This window comes from Intrasporangium mesophilum (assembly GCF_054783095.1).
This window is the reverse complement of sequence record NZ_BAAGRF010000002.1, coordinates 13322-31058: the sequence shown is the minus strand read 5'-3', so window position 1 is coordinate 31058 and position 17737 is coordinate 13322. Positions and strand designations below refer to the sequence as shown.

The 17737-nt window shown below is 69.7% G+C and carries 15 protein-coding genes; 6 read left to right on the top strand and 9 right to left on the bottom strand.

What is annotated here, in order from left to right:
* Positions 1-179: 179 nt before the first annotated feature.
* The 3 genes from ACYVLP_RS00870 to ACYVLP_RS00860 all read right to left on the bottom strand — a co-directional run bounded on the left by ACYVLP_RS00870 (position 180) and on the right by ACYVLP_RS00860 (position 5420).
* Entirely contained in the window at positions 180-3992 is a 3813-nt protein-coding gene (locus ACYVLP_RS00870; RefSeq protein ID WP_460625459.1) for a glycoside hydrolase family 78 protein, read from the bottom strand.
* Positions 3993-4312: 320 nt separating this feature from the next.
* A complete protein-coding gene (locus ACYVLP_RS00865; protein WP_460625458.1) occupies positions 4313-4642 on the bottom strand; it encodes a branched-chain amino acid transporter permease in 330 nt (109 codons plus the stop codon).
* Entirely contained in the window at positions 4635-5420 is a 786-nt protein-coding gene (locus ACYVLP_RS00860) for an AzlC family ABC transporter permease (protein ID WP_460625457.1), read from the bottom strand. Before ACYVLP_RS00860 ends, ACYVLP_RS00865 begins: the two co-directional genes overlap by 8 nt.
* On the opposite strand from ACYVLP_RS00860, the gene ACYVLP_RS00855 reads away from it, so the two are divergent.
* A complete protein-coding gene (locus ACYVLP_RS00855) occupies positions 5419-5775 on the top strand; it encodes an Lrp/AsnC family transcriptional regulator (RefSeq protein ID WP_460625456.1) in 357 nt (118 codons plus the stop codon). The genes ACYVLP_RS00860 and ACYVLP_RS00855 overlap by 2 nt on opposite strands.
* Before the next feature lie 38 nt (positions 5776-5813).
* Here ACYVLP_RS00855 and ACYVLP_RS00850 read toward each other — a convergent pair whose 3' ends face one another.
* Positions 5814-6803, bottom strand: coding sequence for an alpha/beta hydrolase (locus ACYVLP_RS00850; RefSeq protein ID WP_460625455.1), 990 nt, complete (start codon positions 6801-6803; stop codon positions 5814-5816).
* Between the two features lie 268 nt (positions 6804-7071).
* On the opposite strand from ACYVLP_RS00850, the gene ACYVLP_RS00845 reads away from it, so the two are divergent.
* Both ACYVLP_RS00845 and ACYVLP_RS00840 read left to right on the top strand, forming a co-directional pair.
* Positions 7072-7992 carry a dioxygenase family protein gene (locus ACYVLP_RS00845; RefSeq protein WP_460625454.1) on the top strand — a complete coding sequence of 307 codons (921 nt, stop codon included), beginning with the start codon at positions 7072-7074 and terminating at the stop codon, positions 7990-7992.
* Between the two features lie 221 nt (positions 7993-8213).
* Entirely contained in the window at positions 8214-9356 is a 1143-nt protein-coding gene (locus ACYVLP_RS00840) for an IPT/TIG domain-containing protein (protein WP_460625453.1), read from the top strand.
* Positions 9357-9455: 99 nt separating this feature from the next.
* Here the strand turns inward: ACYVLP_RS00840 and ACYVLP_RS00835 are convergent, their stop codons facing one another.
* The gene (locus ACYVLP_RS00835) at positions 9456-10367 is read right to left on the bottom strand and encodes a hypothetical protein (RefSeq protein ID WP_460625452.1); all 912 of its coding nucleotides are present in this window, start codon (positions 10365-10367) and stop codon (positions 9456-9458) included.
* A gap of 292 nt (positions 10368-10659) precedes the next feature.
* Here ACYVLP_RS00835 and ACYVLP_RS00830 point away from each other — a divergent pair, with 292 nt between their 5' ends.
* A complete protein-coding gene (locus ACYVLP_RS00830) occupies positions 10660-11289 on the top strand; it encodes a PASTA domain-containing protein (RefSeq protein ID WP_460625451.1) in 630 nt (209 codons plus the stop codon).
* 21 nt (positions 11290-11310) lie between these two features.
* Here the strand turns inward: ACYVLP_RS00830 and ACYVLP_RS00825 are convergent, their stop codons facing one another.
* On the bottom strand, positions 11311-12864 hold the full coding sequence (locus ACYVLP_RS00825) for a PAS domain S-box protein (RefSeq protein WP_460625450.1): 1554 nt from the start codon (positions 12862-12864) through the stop codon (positions 11311-11313).
* A gap of 65 nt (positions 12865-12929) precedes the next feature.
* On the opposite strand from ACYVLP_RS00825, the gene ACYVLP_RS00820 reads away from it, so the two are divergent.
* Positions 12930-13586 carry a response regulator transcription factor gene (locus ACYVLP_RS00820; RefSeq protein WP_460625449.1) on the top strand — a complete coding sequence of 219 codons (657 nt, stop codon included), beginning with the start codon at positions 12930-12932 and terminating at the stop codon, positions 13584-13586.
* A gap of 178 nt (positions 13587-13764) precedes the next feature.
* On the top strand, positions 13765-14190 hold the full coding sequence (locus ACYVLP_RS00815) for a globin domain-containing protein (protein ID WP_460625448.1): 426 nt from the start codon (positions 13765-13767) through the stop codon (positions 14188-14190).
* A gap of 124 nt (positions 14191-14314) precedes the next feature.
* On the opposite strand, the gene ACYVLP_RS00810 is transcribed toward ACYVLP_RS00815, so the two are convergent.
* The 3 genes from ACYVLP_RS00810 to ACYVLP_RS00800 form a co-directional block, all read right to left on the bottom strand.
* A complete protein-coding gene (locus ACYVLP_RS00810; protein ID WP_460625447.1) occupies positions 14315-14695 on the bottom strand; it encodes a DUF2255 family protein in 381 nt (126 codons plus the stop codon).
* A gap of 54 nt (positions 14696-14749) precedes the next feature.
* Positions 14750-15964 carry a S1C family serine protease gene (locus tag ACYVLP_RS00805; protein ID WP_460625446.1) on the bottom strand — a complete coding sequence of 405 codons (1215 nt, stop codon included), beginning with the start codon at positions 15962-15964 and terminating at the stop codon, positions 14750-14752.
* A 180-nt stretch (positions 15965-16144) separates the two neighbouring features.
* The gene (locus tag ACYVLP_RS00800) at positions 16145-17557 is read right to left on the bottom strand and encodes an aspartate aminotransferase family protein (protein ID WP_460625445.1); all 1413 of its coding nucleotides are present in this window, start codon (positions 17555-17557) and stop codon (positions 16145-16147) included.
* Between the last annotated feature and the right edge of the window lie 180 nt (positions 17558-17737).

Here is a 17737-nt window from a genome sequence, read left to right as displayed (position 1 = left end):
GCCCGTTCGCGGGTTGATGGCCGCCGGGGCCGGTATGCCGGCAGGATCGTGCACCAACCCGCGAAGCCTGGGAGCACGCTCAGCTGCGGGTCACCAGGGCGTCTGATGGTGCTCACGGGACAGGCCGGTGGGGCCCGCGGCGGCTGTGCCGCGGGCCCCACCGGTTGACTGCCGTGCCGTCAGGACACTGGTTTGAAGGTCGTCGCACCTGAGCCGACGGTGAAGACCGCCCGCCCGTCCTTGACTCCTTCAAACGTGGCGTTGCCGTCGCCCGTGGCCACGTAGCCGTTGGCGCCGGGGTCCGGCAGTGACACCGTTGCCCGGACGTTGACGGGGATGTTGACACTCAGGTCGACACCACCGCTCTGCGCCCTGGTCCAGTCCACTGCGACCTCGCCACGCTGTGTCCACTGGGACCCCTTCGCGTGGTCGAGACCCTTGTCAGGCGGGGCGATGGAGACCGTCGATGCGCCCGGGGCCGTGACGTCGATCCCGAGGAGGTACTTCAGCATCGATGTGATCCCGCGCGATCCCCAACCGTGAGACATGCTGTTCGACCCACTGATGGTCCAGTCCTCCCAGGCGAAGGTGCCGCCGGAGGCGATCGTCTGGCCGGGACCGAACCGGTCGGTTCGGGTCATCATGTCCACGATCGCATCGGGGCGGTTCGCCATGCCGAGGGCCTCCATCGTGACTCCCCAGTCCATCGGCGCGGTTCGGAGCCCCTGCGCGGCCATGTACTCCGCAAGGGCTGCCCAGCTCCCCTTCGGCGCCACGCCCTCGAAGATCGAGAACGCCTGGGCCTGCTGGGACGGCGTCGCGACGAACGCGCCGCTGGCGTGGGCACCCTTGAGCGGCGATGCCAGGGTGATCTGTGCGGAGACTGGGTCGATCGCGGCGATCCGCAGCACCTCGCGGTCGTTACCGGTGCCGATGACGAGCGTCGGCCCGGCGTTCGCCTCGCTGCCCTCTGCCGCGGTGAACCCCGTCACATCGTTCACCGAGATCGTGCTGTCGCCTGCAGCGGCGGCCCCGGCGAGCGTCGTGGAGGCGGGGAACAGCTGGTTCGTCGTCGCCGCCCCGACAGTCACGTTGTTGGCGTGCCCCTTGGCGACCGCCGGCGTGATGTCGATGCCGGTGCCGGACGCGCCGGCCGTCCCGATCGCGGTCACGGTGGCCACCTCCTTGAGTGCCCCGTTGGCGAAGTCGATCGCGATGGTGTCGCCGACCTGGAACGGGGAGACACTCGCCACCTTGAGGTTGGTCGAACCCGCTGCGACGGCACCGGTGAGCGTCGTCGTGGCGGTCCTCAGCCCGTCGGAGTACAGCGCATCGCCGTCGACCCGCTGCACGGCGTTGATCTGGGCGGTCAGCTTGTCGGCGAAGCCGGTGTACTTGTCGGCGTTGGCGTCGTCACCGAGTGCGGACGCGACGCGCGCTGCCGTCCGGTAGACCCCGACGGCCTCAGCGGCGTGGATCGTGCGCGCACCGTTGTTGGTGAACACGTAGCCCAGCCGGGACGGCCAGTCGATGATGCCGTTCTGGTACGAGCCCGTGCCGCCAGGCAGCAGCCAGGTCAGCCCGGCGGCGGCGCCTGTGGCGGGTTCCGCGTTGTGCACGTAGTCCACGTCCGCCTGCAGCGACGGGTAGGCAGACTCCAGGGTGGTCCGGTCGCCGGTCTGGAGGTAGTAGCCCCAGATCATGTCTGGGTACAGCGCGGTGTAGTCAGGGATGTCGCGCATGTTGTCCCCGTTCGGGTACACCGCGTTCAGCCGTCCGGTGCTCAGCACGCCGTATCCGGGGTACGAACAGGGCGCCGCCGAGCAGTAGCCCGACGAGGTCGACTTCCACACATGCGACCCGGAGGCGATGAACTCCCGGATCGTCCGCTGGGTCGCGTTCCGCTCCCCGAGCGAGGCCATCGTCGCCAGGTTGACGTCCACGCCGTCGCCGAGGAACTGGCCCTTCTCACGAGTCGGCGTGTCGACGAGGGTCTCCTGCGACGCGTACAGCCCGGAGCGCTGCAGCATGGTGAACACCTCGTCGAGCATCTTGTTGCCCGTCTCGAAGGTCGCTGCGTGGCCTTCCGGCACCCACGTGTGCTGGATCACCGCGGCGATGTCGTCAGCGGTCAGAGTCTCGCCGGCACCGGGAGCGTTGAGCTGCAGGTAGCGCCAGCCCCAGTACGTGAATGCCTGAGCGGTCTGCTCGCCGGCCTTCTGGGTGTAGAACCAGGTCATCGTGCTGCCCTGGTTGTCGACGCTGGCCGTGCTCGCCCGAGTGCCGGCCACATAGCTGTTCGCGGCGTGGGCGTTGTCCAGCGCCCGGTCGAGGGTGATGCCGGTTCCGTTGGCGCCAGTCGTCCCGACGCTCGTGATGGTGCGGCGCTCGGGCTGCCCGACGGGATGGCCTGGACCGGGGCCGTCGACGGTGATGGAGTCCCCGGCGACGAAGCTGGTCACAGAGTTGACCTTGATGGTCGTCGCGCCCGCATCCACGGGGGCGGCGAGCAGTGTGTTGACCGGCAGGTACGCAGTCTGGACCGTGAGCGCCCGCCCGTCCGCACCCGCGGTGAAGTGCAGCTGCGGCACCGCCGAGATGACCTTGCCGAAGTCGGCGACGACGGTCCCGTCCGCGAGCGTCGTCACCGACACCGGGTGGACGGTCTCGTAGTCGAGGTCGGACACGTGTCCCACCAGGTGGGTGAAGCGATCCTGGGTCGGCGATGCCGGGCGGGGGTGCGGCCCGATGATCGTCGCAGCCTGCCAGGAGGTGTCGTCGAAGCCGACAGTGTCCCAGCCGGGGATCTCGAGCCGGGCGTCGTATCGCTCGATGCGGTCGCCGGAGTCGCTGGTGCGGTAGGTCAGGGTGCTGTTGGTGTAGGCGGTGTCCTTGGTGACCTTCCAGGTGCCGTCCGACACGAAGGCATCGCGGGTGCCATCGGCGTGGTCGACCACGACGCGGACCAGCACGCCCGAGGGACCGTTGGACGACACATCCGCCACGCCGGCGGCATGCGCGAAGCCGAGTGGCTTGTCGAGGGTCACTCCGGTGCCGGCGGCGCCCGCCGTCCCGACGGCGGTGATGGTCCGGGTCTCGAGGCTGGCGGCGGTGTCGATGTTGACGACGTCCCCGACCACGAGACCGGAGACACTCGCCGGGTGGATGACGGTGTCACCGGCGGGGGTGGCGACCGCAAGGGTCGAGCTGTTCGTCACCGGGCCGTTGGCTCGGCCCTGGCAGGTGCAGGTGTGGTAGTAGGAGAGCATGCCGACCGCGAGCTGGTTCGCCGCGCCGCCCGTGGCCGCCTGGGCGGCACGCGCCTGCTTGGTGATGTCGTGGACGTCGTACTGTGCTTCGCCCGGGTAGTCGAACGAGTCACCGCGGGCGATCGCCTCACCGTTGACGTGCAGCTCGTACTCGCCCATCCCCGACGTGTAGGCCCTCGCGCGCACGACCGGACTGGAGGGGTCGCTCAGCGTGAACTGCTTGCGCAGCAGTGAGAAGTCTATGGCGGAGTCGTTGCCGGTGGTGAGTCTCCGGATCCAGGTGGCGTTCCACTCGTTGTCGGGGATCCCGGTGTCGAAGTAGGCCTTGGCCGACCACGCCGAGGCAGCCCCATCGCGGTCCCAGGTGCGGACCTTCCAGCTGTAGCTCGTCCCGCCGTCGAGCGCTGGCCCACCGTACGGGACGTACGACTGGTCGGACGACGCGACCTTCCCGCTGTCCCAGACCTGAGAGTCATCGCTTTCCCGGATGACCCGCAGCTCGTATGCCGTCTGCACCTCGTTTCCGTTGCCGTCCTGCGGGAGCCACCCGAACTGGGGTGCGCCCTCGACTGTCAACGGGTGGGTCCGGTCGCCGACGGTCATGCCGATCGGCTTGTCCGGTTTCGTCTTTGAGTTGGCTTCCACGGGTGGGGCGACCGACAGGGTCGCCAGCGCGACCACCGCCAGCGACACCCCGATTCGCCATCGCCGACCTGCGCTCATCTGCTCCTCCTCGAGTACCAGCGCATACCAGAGGCAGCCCGCGGCGAGGCCTTCCAAACAGCGAGTGCAGCGAACTCCCTTTGGAACGATTCAATTTTGCGCCGCCAAGTTAACACGCTGACCCATAGGTCATCAATGGACGTGTCCGGATTCGGACAGGAGTCATGCGGTCGGCAGGCACCACTTGGGCCTCACGAGCACAGGTGACGGGGTTGAAACGCTGCAACCCGAACGCTCGTAGCGCCGTGGTCGGCCCCAGACGGACGAGGCCGCCCCTAGCCTGCCCAGGCCACGCCGCCCGGCCCGCTCTGACGCGCTCGTCAGAGGTGCGCGAGGTTGGCGAGCAGAAGACATGTGACGGTCCCGGCGACGATGCTCAGGACGGCGTTGCGCCGCCACAGGTGGACGACGACGGTCGCGACGACCGCGGCGACGCGGCTGAGGTCGTGCCCCGGTCGGGTCAGGTCGATCGACAGGAGGCAATAGAGCGCGAGGACCGTGACCGCCCCGAGCGGCATCCAGCGGCCGAGGTCGGCCAGCAGGACCGAGTCGCGGAGGACCCTCTTCATCGCGAACGGGGCTGCCCGGAGTGTCACGGTGATCGCGACTGCAACCGCGAGCGCAGTTGCGACATAAGCGGGTTCACTCATCGGAACTCCCATCCGCGGGCGAGCGCGGACGTCGCCCCGCCCGGACGAGGTGATGGCGCGCTGCCAGCGCCACCGTGAACATCGCCATCGCGGTGAGCAGCATCGAGCCGGGTGCAAGGAGGTGTGCGGCGACCCCCGCGACGGCACCGAGGACGAGCGTCACCGGGTCGGGCCGGTCGCGGTAGGCATCGAGCGCGAGCACGATGAACAGCGCCGTGAGGATGAAGTCGAGCCCGCGCAGGTCGTTCAGGAAGGTCGCACCGAGAAGTGCACCCGCGAAAGCTCCGGTCGCCCACGACAGATGCAGGCCGGCCTGGGTCAGCACGAGTCGCCGGCCACTGAGCCGCTCCGGGTCGGTGCTGGTGGCGATCGCATATGCCTCGTCGCAGAGGGCGAACACGCTGTACGCCTTGCCGACGCGGCTGTGGACCCGGTCGGCCGGGAACGACAGCCCGTAGAACAGGTGCCGGGAGTTGACCAGGAACGTCGTCGTCGCGATGGCGGCGACAGGCGCCGCCGCAGCGAGCATCCCGACGAGCAGGAACTCCACCGACCCCGCGAACAGCGTCGCCGAGATCACCGGCGCCAGCCACCACGGCAGGCCGTGGCTGACGACGAGGACCCCGAAGCCGATGCCGAGAGCGAACAGGCCGGCCCAGATGACGCCACTCGACCGGGCGGCATACCCGAACGCGGCGCACAAGCTCTCCCGGCCGAGCACGGTGGTCCCGGGAGGAGGCAGCGGCAAGACCACCGGCGGCGCCATGCTCTCTGACATGACCCCGGCACCGTGCCTGCGACGGGTCCGCCGGCTCGAGGCCGACGGGGTGATCGCCGGCTACGTCGCGGTGCTCGACCCCGAGAGCGTCGGGCGCGGCTTCGAGGTGATGCTGCACGCCGAGATCACCGCCAAGGACCTCGCGACGGTCGAGGCGTTCGAGCAGCGCGTCGCCGACATGCCTGAGGTCACCGAGCTGCGCCGGATGTTCGGCCTGCCCGACTACTTCATCCGCGTGCAGGTGCCCGACGCCGCTGCGTACGAGCGCTGGCTCATCACCCGGCTCCTCGGCGACCCGGCGATCGCGCGGGTCGACTCGCGCATCACGATGAAGATCATCAAGAAGACGCGCTGACTGTTGCAGACATCAGATGACACTGCCCCCGTATGCCGTCACCACAGTCGGGCGCGTAGCTCGGTGGCGAGCTCGTGGCGGGCCTGGTTCCCGATGAGGGTCGCACCTGGGAACCGGTAGAAGCCGTGTGGGACACCCAGGTAGGTCGTCGCCCGCACGGGGACTCCGGCGGCGGCCAGCCGGACGGCATACTCCACCCCGTCGTCGCGCAGCGAGTCCAGCTCCGCGGTCTGCACGAGAGCGGGCGGAAGGCCGCCGAGGTCGTGGGCCAGCAGGGGCGACAGACGGGGGTCCTCGAGGTCGACGCCCGGCTCGACATAGCTGCTCAGTGCCTGCTCGATGTACGCGTGGGACAGCAGCGGCCGGCTCGGCTCTCGATGGGCCGGCATGCTGCGGGTGGCATCCGTGGCGGGACAGAGCAGGGCCTGCACGGCGATCCGAGGCCCGCCCTGGTCCCGCGCCTGGAGGCAGGTCGCGGCCGCGAGGTTGCCGCCGGCGCTCGCGCCGACGACCGCGAGCCGCTCGCCGTCGCCGCCCCAGCGTCCCGCATTCGCCGCCACCCACCGAACAGCGTCGAACGCGTCGTCGTGCGCGACGGGGAACCGGTGCTCGGGAGCGAGGCGGTAGTCGACATTGACGACGACGGCCGGGAGTGCGCGGGACAGGTACGAGCAGAGGGGGTCGTCCTGGCGCGGCGTCCCGGAGATGAATCCGCCGCCGTGGAAGTGCACGACAACAGGGAGCGAGCCCTCGGTGCGGCCCGGCGCTCGGCCCGCGGCTCGGCCAGTTCGGCTGCGGGGACGGCTGACGCGCAACGGGACTCGCGCACCGTCGCGGGCACGGAAGTCGGTGTCGAACCGCTCCACGTCCGCGTGCACCGGCCCGGTGACCCAGGAGAACGGAGCAAAGGTCGGAGGGACGCTCACACGCGAGCGTCGCAGCGATGCGGCGTCTCGGACGTCGAGCCTCGTCGTCCCGCTCCGCTCGAGCGCGGCGACGAACAGCCGGGTCCGAAGCGGCATGCCCATGCCAGCGATTGTGGACTCGGTTCGACGGTCGTGAGGGCGGATCGCACGAACGTCACGCCCCGTCGCGCGGCGCCGGCCGAGCCTGGGCATACCAGCGTGGAGGCATGCCGTGGCAGTCCGGGTGGGGCGAGCGGGTGGGTGGTGGCTGTGGTGGCTGTGGTGGCAGTGGTGGCATCGGCGCGGGTTTGGGCGCCGGTCCGGAGCGTGACGTGAGACCTTGGGACACGTACCACACGTGCTCGCGCGACGCAGCGCGGAAGGAGCCGGCATGAGCGACACGGCACCGGCGTCGGACCCCGGCCGGACGGCATACGTCTCCGCGCAGCAACGGGCCCGCGAGGAGGCGCTGGTCGAGCGGGTCGTCGCATCGTTCGCCGACACGGCCGACCCGCGGCTCCGGGAGGTCATGCAGGCGGTGGTGCGGCACGTGCACGCGCTCGTGCGCGAGGTCCGGCTCACGGAGCGCGAGTGGGACCAGGCGATCTCGTTCCTCACCGACGTGGGCCACCTGACGGACGACCGGCGCCAGGAGTTCGTCCTGCTGTCAGACGTGCTCGGGGTGTCGATGCAGACGATCGCTGTCAACAACGAGGCCTACGAGAACGCGACCGAGGCGACAGTCTTCGGCCCGTTCTTCACGGAGTCCGCGCCGCGCATCGAGGCGGGCGGCGACATCGCGGCCGGGGCGCCGGGCGAGCCGTGCTGGGTCGAGGGCACGGTCACGGACACGCAGGGTGAGCCTGTCGCGGGTGCGCGCATCGACGTGTGGGAGGCCGACGCGGACGGCTTCTACGACGTGCAGTATGCGGACGACCGCACGGCTGCCCGCGGATACCTGCTCACGGGAGACGACGGCGAGTACCGCTTCTGGGCCGTCACGCCGACGCCCTACCCGATCCCCGACGACGGGCCTGTCGGACGGCTGCTCGAGGCCGCGTCGCGGACTCCGATGCGTGCACCCCACCTGCACTTCATGGTCCGCGCCGACGGGCTGCGCACCCTCGTCACCCACATCTTCGTCAGCGGCGACGAGCACCTGGCCACCGACAGTGTCTTCGGGGTCAAGGACTCGCTCGTCGTGGACTTCTTCCGGCAGCCGCCTGGCACGCCGACGCCGGACGGTCGTGACGTCGACGGCACCTGGTCGCGCACCCGCTTCGACATCGTCCTTGCTCCGGGCACCGACTGACGATCCGGCCGTCTTGGAGGATTCCGCGCTTTTGCCTGACTGAGCGAAGAATGCCCGGATGCGCGGATGTCGCGGCTTTCTCGAATTCGGTGAGACCGAATGGGAGCCGGAGGATACTCGTGCCCAGAGGTTCGTTCGCGCAAACCACATGGATGGCGCCTGACGTCACGACATTCAGCCCTGGTGCACCAGCAGCGACGCCATCCGGGAAAGGGGCGACCATGAGCGCGATCCAGGCGACTCAGGAACCGCAAGAGACACGTCCAGGACCTGGCTCCAAGCCTGTTTCTGCCACCGGCGTGGTGATCGTCGCGAGCCTGATGGCGCTGACCGCGGCGTTCGCACTGTACGCCCTGTGGAGCTTCTGGCCCGCTCCGCTCGCACCGAGTCTCGCGGCTCCGCCACCGGCGAAGTTCACCTATTTCCGGTGGGAGGTCACGCTCACCCGTGACCAGCAGTATTTCGTCATCGTCGCCGTTGCCGGCGTCATCGGCTCCATGCTCTACGGGCTGCGTTCACTGGCGAAATACGTCGGCGAGCGCAAGTTCGTCAAGAGCTGGATCCCGTCCTATCTGCTGCTCCCGTTCATCGGGGCGGTCATCGCCACGATCGTCTACCTCGCCCTGCGGGCGGGACTCCTGCCTGGCGCGAACAGTGCCAGCCAGCCGGACGCCTTCGGCATCACGGCCATCGCCGCGATGGTCGGGTGGTTCTCCGCACAGGCCGCGGAGAAGATGAAGGAGGTCTTCCAAACCCTGTTCACCAAGCCGGACCCGGGCAGCGACTCCATCACCACCACCCCCGCCACCACGATGACGGACTTCACCCCGAAGGAGGGCCCACCGGGCACCCCGGTCAGCATCACGGGCACCAGCCTGACGTCGGTGAAGCGCGTGCTCTTCACCGCGGATGCAGAGGCAAGAATCCTGAGCCAGAACGACACCACGCTGGACGTCGAGGTGCCGGGGGACGCCCAGGACGGGTTGATCACCCTCGACACCGGCACGAGCCAGGTCACCAGCACCGACACCTTCACGGTCAGCCCGCCACCCTCGGACGGGTCGGACTCGGACGACGACACCGGCACTGTCGTGGTCGTTAACGCGCAGCCGGGCCAGCCCGGGGCCGGCGGCCCGATGAGCCCTCAGCCGGCAGGCGGGGGTCCGGCGAGCGGGGGTCCGGCGGACGGGGGTCCGGCGGGCATCTCGCCCGACGGCCTTGGACTGGTCGGGACGACGGACGAGCTGGCGGCCGTCGGCGACCTGGGCTCCGCCGGGCGCGTCGGCAGCACAGAGGAACTGGAGGCCGTGGGCTCCGCGGAACTAGAGCCCGTAGGTTCTGCTACTGACGCCGGGGAGCCCTGAGCACCCGGTCCTCACGCTGGGCCGGGTGTTGGCTGGCCCAGGGCTGTCGACCGGCCCACGGCCGTTGGATGGCGGCGGCCCCTCCGATGCAGCCTCAGCTCACGCGGCGCCGAGCTGCGCCTTGACCTTGTCGACGAGCTTGTCCGCATTCGCCGGGGTCAGCCCGACATCCAGCCCGGCCTGGCGCACGATGGGCCCAAGGACCCCGGCCAGGGACGTGGCGAGCATCTTGTCGGTGACGACTTTGTTGTCGATGTCCGTGAGCAGCTTGGTGACGTTGTTCAGCGCGATCTGGTTCTGCGCCGTTCGCCAGTTCGCCATGACCTGGTATGACAGAGCCTTGTACGCCTTCGGGAGATCGTGGTCCGCCGGGTTGGGATCGTGGTTGGTCAGCGGCACCTGCCAGACGGCGCTGGGAACCCCTTTGAGCTCCTCGCGGATCACTTGTCTCAGTTCGTCGATCGAAGCCATGATGTCCTCCTCAAGCTGAGTCTGCTGTGCAGTGAGTAGTGCCGGTCCCGCGCCGCCCAGCTGTTTCTGCGCCCAGATGATTCCCTCTTGCCAGGTGCGTCGGGGTGTCGGGCTGGGAGAGGGGTCCCGGCTGCTCGGGTTGAGCCCGTTCTTGCCTCTACGCTGGGCCTCGAGCTGGTACGCCACGGGCTGGTTGTGCGGGCAGCCGTTGAGCACGCCGTGCAGGTGCTGGTTGCTGGCGAAGACACCGGTATCGCGGCGCCAGGCCGCGGGCGCGCCCATCTGGCGAAAGATCTGGACCCACGCGTCACTGCGCTGGTGCAGGTCGAATGCGCCGCCGCGACGATGGGTTCCTTTGGACGCCGGAGCGTCGCCGGTCAGCTGGATGATGTCCAGGTTGTGCTTGATGAGCCCGCGGCTCAGTCCAAGCTGCTCCGCGACCGGGAGCCACTTCGCCATACAGGTGCAGGCCGTGAAGGTGCCAGATGGATGGACGAATCGGACGAAGCCTTTGTCCGAGGGCTTGGCCAGGCGCATCATGGCGATTCCCTCCCTGGAGTGAGTCGGTCCGTGTTGGGTCGTTTAGTCGTATATGTGGGACCCGTCGTCGACCTCGGCGACCGATGACGACCCACAGTGTGCGTATGCCGCCAAACGTCACCTATTAGTTTCCCAGCCCCGCCACGCGGCGTCCCGGGTTTGGCAACACTGCGGCAGGACGGGGGCGCCGACGTATCTGGCCGTCTCGATATGCCGTCGGTATGGGTGAGGCGGCCGGCTCACCTGCCGGACGAGGCGCCTCGGCTTCACACACAGCGCGAGGAGACTTCCCATGTTTGTACCCATCACCGCGACTCCGAGTCCCAGTCCAAGTCCCAGTCCCACCACGACTGTCGCCGTCGTCGCAGCCGGCGACCCCTCGACGGTCTCGGCTGGGACCATCGGAGGCGCCACCCTCGGGACGCTGGTCCTGTGGCTCGCCTTGGCCCTGGTGGTCACCGGCGTCCTGGTCTTCCTGATCCGGTTGGTGTTCTCGAAGGGAAAGGACGGCGAGTCGTCGGAGGACAAGTCGGTCGTTCGCGGCTGGCTCGCAATCCTGCTGGTCTCGGGCCTGCTGCTGTTCTGCGCGGTCTCGTTCTTCGTCACGGACGCGGCTCCGCGTAACCTGCTGATCGGCGGCATCGTCGCATCGGCCGGCACGGTGACCGCGTTCTACTTCGCGTCGAAGTCCAACGAGCAGACGCAGAAGAACTTCCTGGACGCCGCCTTCGGCCCCACCGCCGTGGACTTTCCTGGGCTCGAGGACATGACCATCGCACAGGCCCAACGCGTTCTCAACAATCTCAAGCTCAACTCGGTGCTGAACCCATCGACTGCCCAGCCGGGCGACCGCGTGCGCACCACAGTCCCGACGGCCGGGACCAAGGTCAAGGCCGGGGACGTCGTCACGCTGAGCACCTGAGGTTGCGGAACCGTCTGAGATCTAGGTCGGCTCAGTAGCCTCCACGCCGAGGGGGATGCGTGCAAGAAGGCGCGTCCCACCTCTCGGCGGGGACTCGAGGGACAGCTTTCCGCCGAGCGCCTCGACCCGGTCCGCGAGACCTCGCAGACCGCTGCCTTCCACGTCCGCACCGCCGCCCCCGTCGTCGAGCACCTCGACGACGAGCGTGCGGTCGGCGGTCCGGACCCGGACCGTGACCCGCGAGGCGCCGGCGTGCTTCTGGGCGTTGGTGAGGCCTTCGGCCACGACGTAGTACGCCGCCGCCTCGACCTGTCCCGGGAGCCAGGGCCGGACGTCGCAGTGGAGATCGACGGGCATGGTGGCGCGCAGGGCGAGCGCCTCGAGGGCGGTGGCGAGCCCGCGCTCGGACAGCACGGACGGGTGCAGCCCCTGGGCCAGCTCGCGGATCTCCTCGAGTCCCGCGGACAGCTCGTCGATCGCGCTGTCGATGAGGTCGGAGCGCGGCTGCGGGGACTCCCGCAGCCGGCCGAGGTTGAGCAGCACGGCCGTGATCCGCTGCTGCGCGCCGTCGTGGAGGTTGCGCTGGATCCTCGCGCGCTCGGTGTCCGCGACCTCGACGAGCCGGGCCCGAGACGCCCGTAGCTCAGCCTCCGCGCGCTTGCGGTCGGTGATGTCCCGGAGGTAACCGGTGAAGGTCGGCGACCCCGGCAAGGGGATCCGCGTGATCGTCAGCTCGACCGGGAACTCGGTCCCGTTCCTGTGCATGCCCGTCAGCTCGAGCCGCCGGTCGAGGATCACAGGCTGCTCGGTCTCGAGGAACCGTGCCAGACCCGAGCGGTGCGCGGCACGCAGCGCCGGCGGCACGATCGTGTCGGCCATCTCGCGGCCGAGGACCTCGTCGGCGCGGTAGCCGAAGGTGGTCTCCGCAGCGTGGTTCCAGCCCACGATCCGGCCCCGGTCGTCCATCGTCACCACGGCGTCGAGCGCAGCCTCGAGCATCGCCCGCAGCCGCGACTCGCTGGCGCGCACGGCCTCCTCGGCCTGCCGCCGGGTGACGTACTGCCCGACCTGGCTGCCGATCTCGCGCATCGTCGCCAGCAGGCGCTCGTCCGGCTGCCGCAGGTCCCGAGTGAAGAACTCCATCATCCCCACCACGCCCCGGGGTGACAGGAGCGGGAACCCGAACGCGGCGTGCAGACCAGCGCGCCGCGCGATCGCTGCCCGAGGGAAGTTCGCGTCCTCCGGAGCGTCGACGAGCCACACCGGCTCCCCCGACGCAACGACCTGGCCCGGGAGCCCTTCGCCTACCGCCAGCAGGATCCGCTCGCTCAGCGCCTCGAACTCCGGCGCACCCGAGCCCGAGTGCCAGGTCCGGACGCACCGCAGCAGGCCGTCTCCGGGGCCGGCCTCCCACACGGCGCCCAGCTCCCAGCCGAGCGAGCCGCCGATGGCGCGAAGCACAGCGGCATACACCTCGACAGGCCGGTCGGTTTCAGCGAGGATGCGGGCGACGGCATGCTCGACCTGCTGAATGTTGCCGTCGTCGACGACACCGCCGAGGCGACCAGTGCCCACAGACCAACTTGTACGCCCCATGGGACGCCGCCGCCAGTGAGCTGGCGATCCCGGATCGAGGATTCGTGACCAGCAGTCCCCTGCGCATCGTCGTCGCCGACGACAGCGCACTGCTGCGCGAGGGCATCGCCTCGCTGCTGGAGGACGCCGGGCACCAGGTCGTGGGGCGGTCCGGCAGCGCCGACGACCTGCTCGTCAAGGTTCGCTCGCTTGCTCCCGACGTCGCCGTCGTGGACGTCCGTATGCCGCCCGGGTACGCCGACGACGGCCTCCGCGCGGCGGCCGAGATCCGGCGCTCGCACCCGGGCGTGGCCGTCCTCGTCCTGTCCCAGCATCTCGAGCCCGCCTACATGCTCGAGCTGGTCGGAGACGACGCCTCTGGAGTCGGCTACCTGCTCAAGGACCGAGTGCGAGACGTCGCCGAGTTCATCGACTCGGTCGAGCGCGTCGCGGCCGGGGGCACCGCCTTCGACCCGGAGGTCGTCAAGAGCTTCGTCGGAGGCCGGCGCCGATCCGCACTGGACGAGCTCACCGACCGCGAGCGTGCCGTGCTCTCGCTCGTCGCGGAGGGCCGGTCGAACCGGGCGATCGCCAAGCAGCTCTTCCTCAGCCCCCGGGCGGTGGAGCGGCACGTGCAGGCCGTCTTCCAGAAGCTCGGGCTGCCCGACAGCGAGGACGACAACCGCCGGGTGCTCGCCGTCCTCGCCCTGCTCGGCCGCTAGCTCGGCCCGTAGTTGGACCGTTGGCTCGGCCGTTGGCTCGACTGTCGACGACGCTGTTGGCGGAGAACCGCCAGATCGTCGACGCGAGAGCGACATTCACCGGGCGGGCCAGAACCTCCCGGCGCGCTGTCGTCGTGCGGACACTCGAACAGGTCGCCATCCTCACGACAGGAAGATCATGGACCTCGACATCGACTCGCTCGAAACCAGCTTCGACCTCATCGCGCCTCGCGGCGACGAGCTCATGGACGCGTTCTACTCGCGCCTGTTCACGGTGGCCCCGGGTGTGCGGCCGCTGTTCGCCGGGACGGACCTGTTGCGGCAGAAGGGCATGCTCCTCGCGGCGCTCGTGCTGCTGCGCCGGTCACTGCGTGACCTCGACTCCGTCGTGCCCAAGCTGCGTGACCTCGGAGCCCGGCACGTCCGGTACGGCGCACTCCCCGAGCACTACCCCGTGGTCGGCGAGGTACTCCTCGCCGCCATGGCGCAGGTAGCGGGCGACGCGTGGACCGAGCAGTACGAGCGGGCGTGGGCGGCGGCATACGGGGTCGTTGCCGCCGTCATGATCGACGGCGCCAACAGCGTCGACGAGTCCGCCGCGTAGCGACGGGGCACCCGGCGGGAGGGGACGGTCGGGGCACAGGTCGCGCGCGCTGTCGTCAGGACAGCACGTGGGACGGCGTGTGCCCCGACCCTGACCCCCGGTGGTGCCTGAGCTTCGGCGACCCTCAGTCGCGCGGCGCCACCCGGAGGGTCACCTCAGCGGCCTTCGGCCCCACGACCGTGCCGACGATCTGCGGGCCGTAGCGGTCGTACTTCGCGTGGTATGCCGCATCGATCCTGTCGTGGACGTCCGCGGCAGGTGCCTCGAACGTCACGTCGCGTTCGACACCGCCGGCACGAACGCGACCCTTGCCGCTGCGGCGGGCGCGGCGGAACCACGGGTTGTCGCTGCCATACGCCGACCGGATGTACAGGTCGTCGCCGACCCTGACGCCCCAGATGGTGACGTAGCGGCGCAGCGAGCCGTCGGCCCGTACCGAGGTGACGTGCAGCTCGGTCGCGCCGCCGATCCGGTCAAGCTCCGACGGGTTCCACGCGGTGCTCATGGCTTGTCTCCGTCCTGGCTGGGCTGGGCATTCGCCCCTTGGTTGGTCTGCGCCTCAACGTGGTTCGCCGAGAACGATCTTGGCATCGACGTTCTGCCCCTGACGCAGGAGCACGACCGCGACGCTGTCACCGACGTTGCGCTTCAGGGTCTTCAGGACCAGCTGCTCCAGCGAGCGAGCGGACTGCCCATCGATGCCGACGATGACGTCGCCGACCTTGACCCCCGCCTTGTCCGCAGGGCCGCCGGGGTCGACGCTCGTGACGAAGAGCCCCGGTGGCGCATCACCGGCCTCGGCGACGAGCGCCTGAGCGGTGAGCCCCAGGTCCGGGTGCAGCGCCCGGCCGGTGCTGATGAGCTGGTCGGCGATGGGGTTCGCCAGGTCGATCGGGATCGCGAACCCGACTCCGACGCTGCCGCCTCCGCCGACTCCCTCGGCGTTCGGCACGGTGGAGATCGCGGTGTTGACCCCGATCAGCTCACCCGCGCAGTCCACGAGCGGACCACCGCTGTTGCCGGGGTTGATCGACGCATCCGTCTGGATCGCGTCGATGAGGTGCGCCGTGCCGGAGGCGAGCGGGACCGTGATCTGGCGGCCGAGCGCGCTGACGATGCCGGCGGTCACGGTGCTCTGCAGCCCGAGTGGCGCACCGAGCGCGACGACCGGCTGGCCCGCCCGGAGCGACCCCGACGTGCCGATCGTGATGAGCGGCCGGTCCGCGGCGCCGTCCGATGCCTTGATGACCGCGAGGTCGGTCGCGGGGTCGCTGCCGACGACGGTCGCGTCGGTGCGCTCGCCGTCGGAGTACTGGACCTTCAGAGCGCCTCCCGAGAGGACCGGAGCGATGACGTGGTAGTTGGTCAGCACGTACCCGCCCGGTCGGATCAGCTGCCCGGTGCCGTTGCCCGAGCCGGACTCGCCGGACGTCAGCACTGTCACCACCGACGGCAGCGTTCGCTGCGCGAGATCGACACTGCGACAGGCACGGTCGTCACCAGGAGCCAGCCGGGCCATCGTCAGGGCACCGACGGCGCCGCCGACGATCCCGGCGACGAGCAGCGCACCGACGAGGGTGCCAGTCGACCATGCGCGCCTGCCCTGCTCAGGGCTGGCCTGCTCAGGGCTGCCCCGTTCGGGGCTGCCCTGTTCAGGGCTGCCCGGTTCAGTCGTGCCTGGTTCTGGTGTGGCTGTGCCTATTGGCTCTGGCGGCTGGTCTGACGCCTGGTCTGACGCCTGGTCTGGCGGCTGGTCTGACGCCTGGTCTGACACGGTGGCTCCTTCACGCGGCCGGCCTGTGACTGCCGGAACGACCGGAACGGGTCATGGCCACAGTCGAGCCATGACCCATCCACGGTGCCACGAGTCGTCGGATCTGGTGAGCCAGTCGGCGGAGCAATGCTCCCGACATCGCCGACGACGACGAGCTGAGCGCCGTCGGCGGCACGTTCCTCAGGCGCGCAGCGCCGTCGCGAGGTCGCGGAACTCCTCGATGAGGATCGCCATGTCCGCATCGGTGTGCGCGAGCGAGACGAGCCACTGCTCGTCGAGTCCGGGCGGCGTGAGCACGCCACGGTTGACGCCCCACAGCCAGGACAGCTCGGCCAGGCCGAAGTCGGTGGCCTTGTAGTCGCGATAGTTGCGCACCGGGGTCGCAGACCACGTCACGCAGCCCTTGACGCCCATCCCGACGGTGTGTGCGGGCAGCTCGTGCGCCCGGATGATCTCGTCCATCGCGTCCATCGCGCGGTTGTTCATCGCCTCGGCGACGTCGAGAGCCTCGACCGTGCAGATCTCGTCGACAGCGCGCGCTGCAGCCATCACCAGCGGGTTGCCGTTGTAGGTGCCGAAGTGCGCCATCCTCCCGTCGACGACGACCTCCATGACCTCTCGCTTGCCGCCGAACGCCGCGAGCGGCAGCCCGCCGCCGATCGACTTGGCAAGGGTGATGAGGTCGGGCTGCACGCCGAGTCGCTGGGCCGCGCCGGCATACCCTGCGGTGAGGCCCGTCTTGACCTCGTCGAAGACGAGGACGACGCCGTACTGGTCGCACAGCGAGCGGACGCCGGCAAGGTACCCCTCGTCGGGCACGACGATGGACAGGTTCTCGATGACGGGCTCGACGACGAGCGCGGCCACGTCGGAGCCGTGCTCAGCGAGGACACGCTCGAGCTGCCCGAGGTCGTTGTAGGCGATGACGTGCACCGTGCCCGCCTCGACGTCGAACGGCACCTCGGGCACCGGCGCGTCGGCCGGGCCGATGTCGGCGAGGTCGGGCTTGACCGACACCTGGAGGCCGTCGTAGCCGCCGTGGTAGCCGCCTTCGATCTTGATGATCGCCTTGCGCCGCGTGAACGCCCGGGCGCACCGGATCGCGTACATCAGCGACTCGGTGCCGGAGTTGGTGAAGCGCAGCAGGTCGAGGCCGAACCGCGCCTGGAAGCGCTCGGCCATCTCGGTCGCCTGCGGCGACGGCGTGACGAAGAGGGTGCCGGTGTGGTTGAGCGCCTCGCTGACGTACTCGACGACGCGTGGGTTGAGGTGGCCCACGAGCATGGCGCCGAAGCCCATCGACAGGTCGAGCAGGCGGGTGCCGTCGACGTCCGTGAGCCACGCGCCACGGGCGGACGCGATCGAGATCGGGTACGGCTCCCAGTGCTGGAACGAGCTGGTCACCCCGAGCGGCAGCGACCTGCTCGCCCGGGCGTTGTGCTCGCCGGAGGCCTGTGACCAGGACGTGAACCGCTCCCACTCGGCCGCGAGCAGCCGCTCGACGCGCCCCGGGTCGATGGGCCGCGAGTCCACCGGCAGGTTGCGCCGGGTCGCCGGGTCATGGGCGGGAAGTGCCTGCGTCGTCTCGGTCATGTCATGCCTCCTCACGTGCCACCGTGGTCGGTGGAAGCGATGCCTCAGGCTACCGATTCAGTGGTCTGGCTCGCAACTCACCACCGATCACACCTGTGCGATGGCATGCGACCTTCGGAACTCGTAGGTGGTGGCCAGCGGAGCGGCGGACCCCGGCGTTGAGAGTGCTCGGTTGGGCAA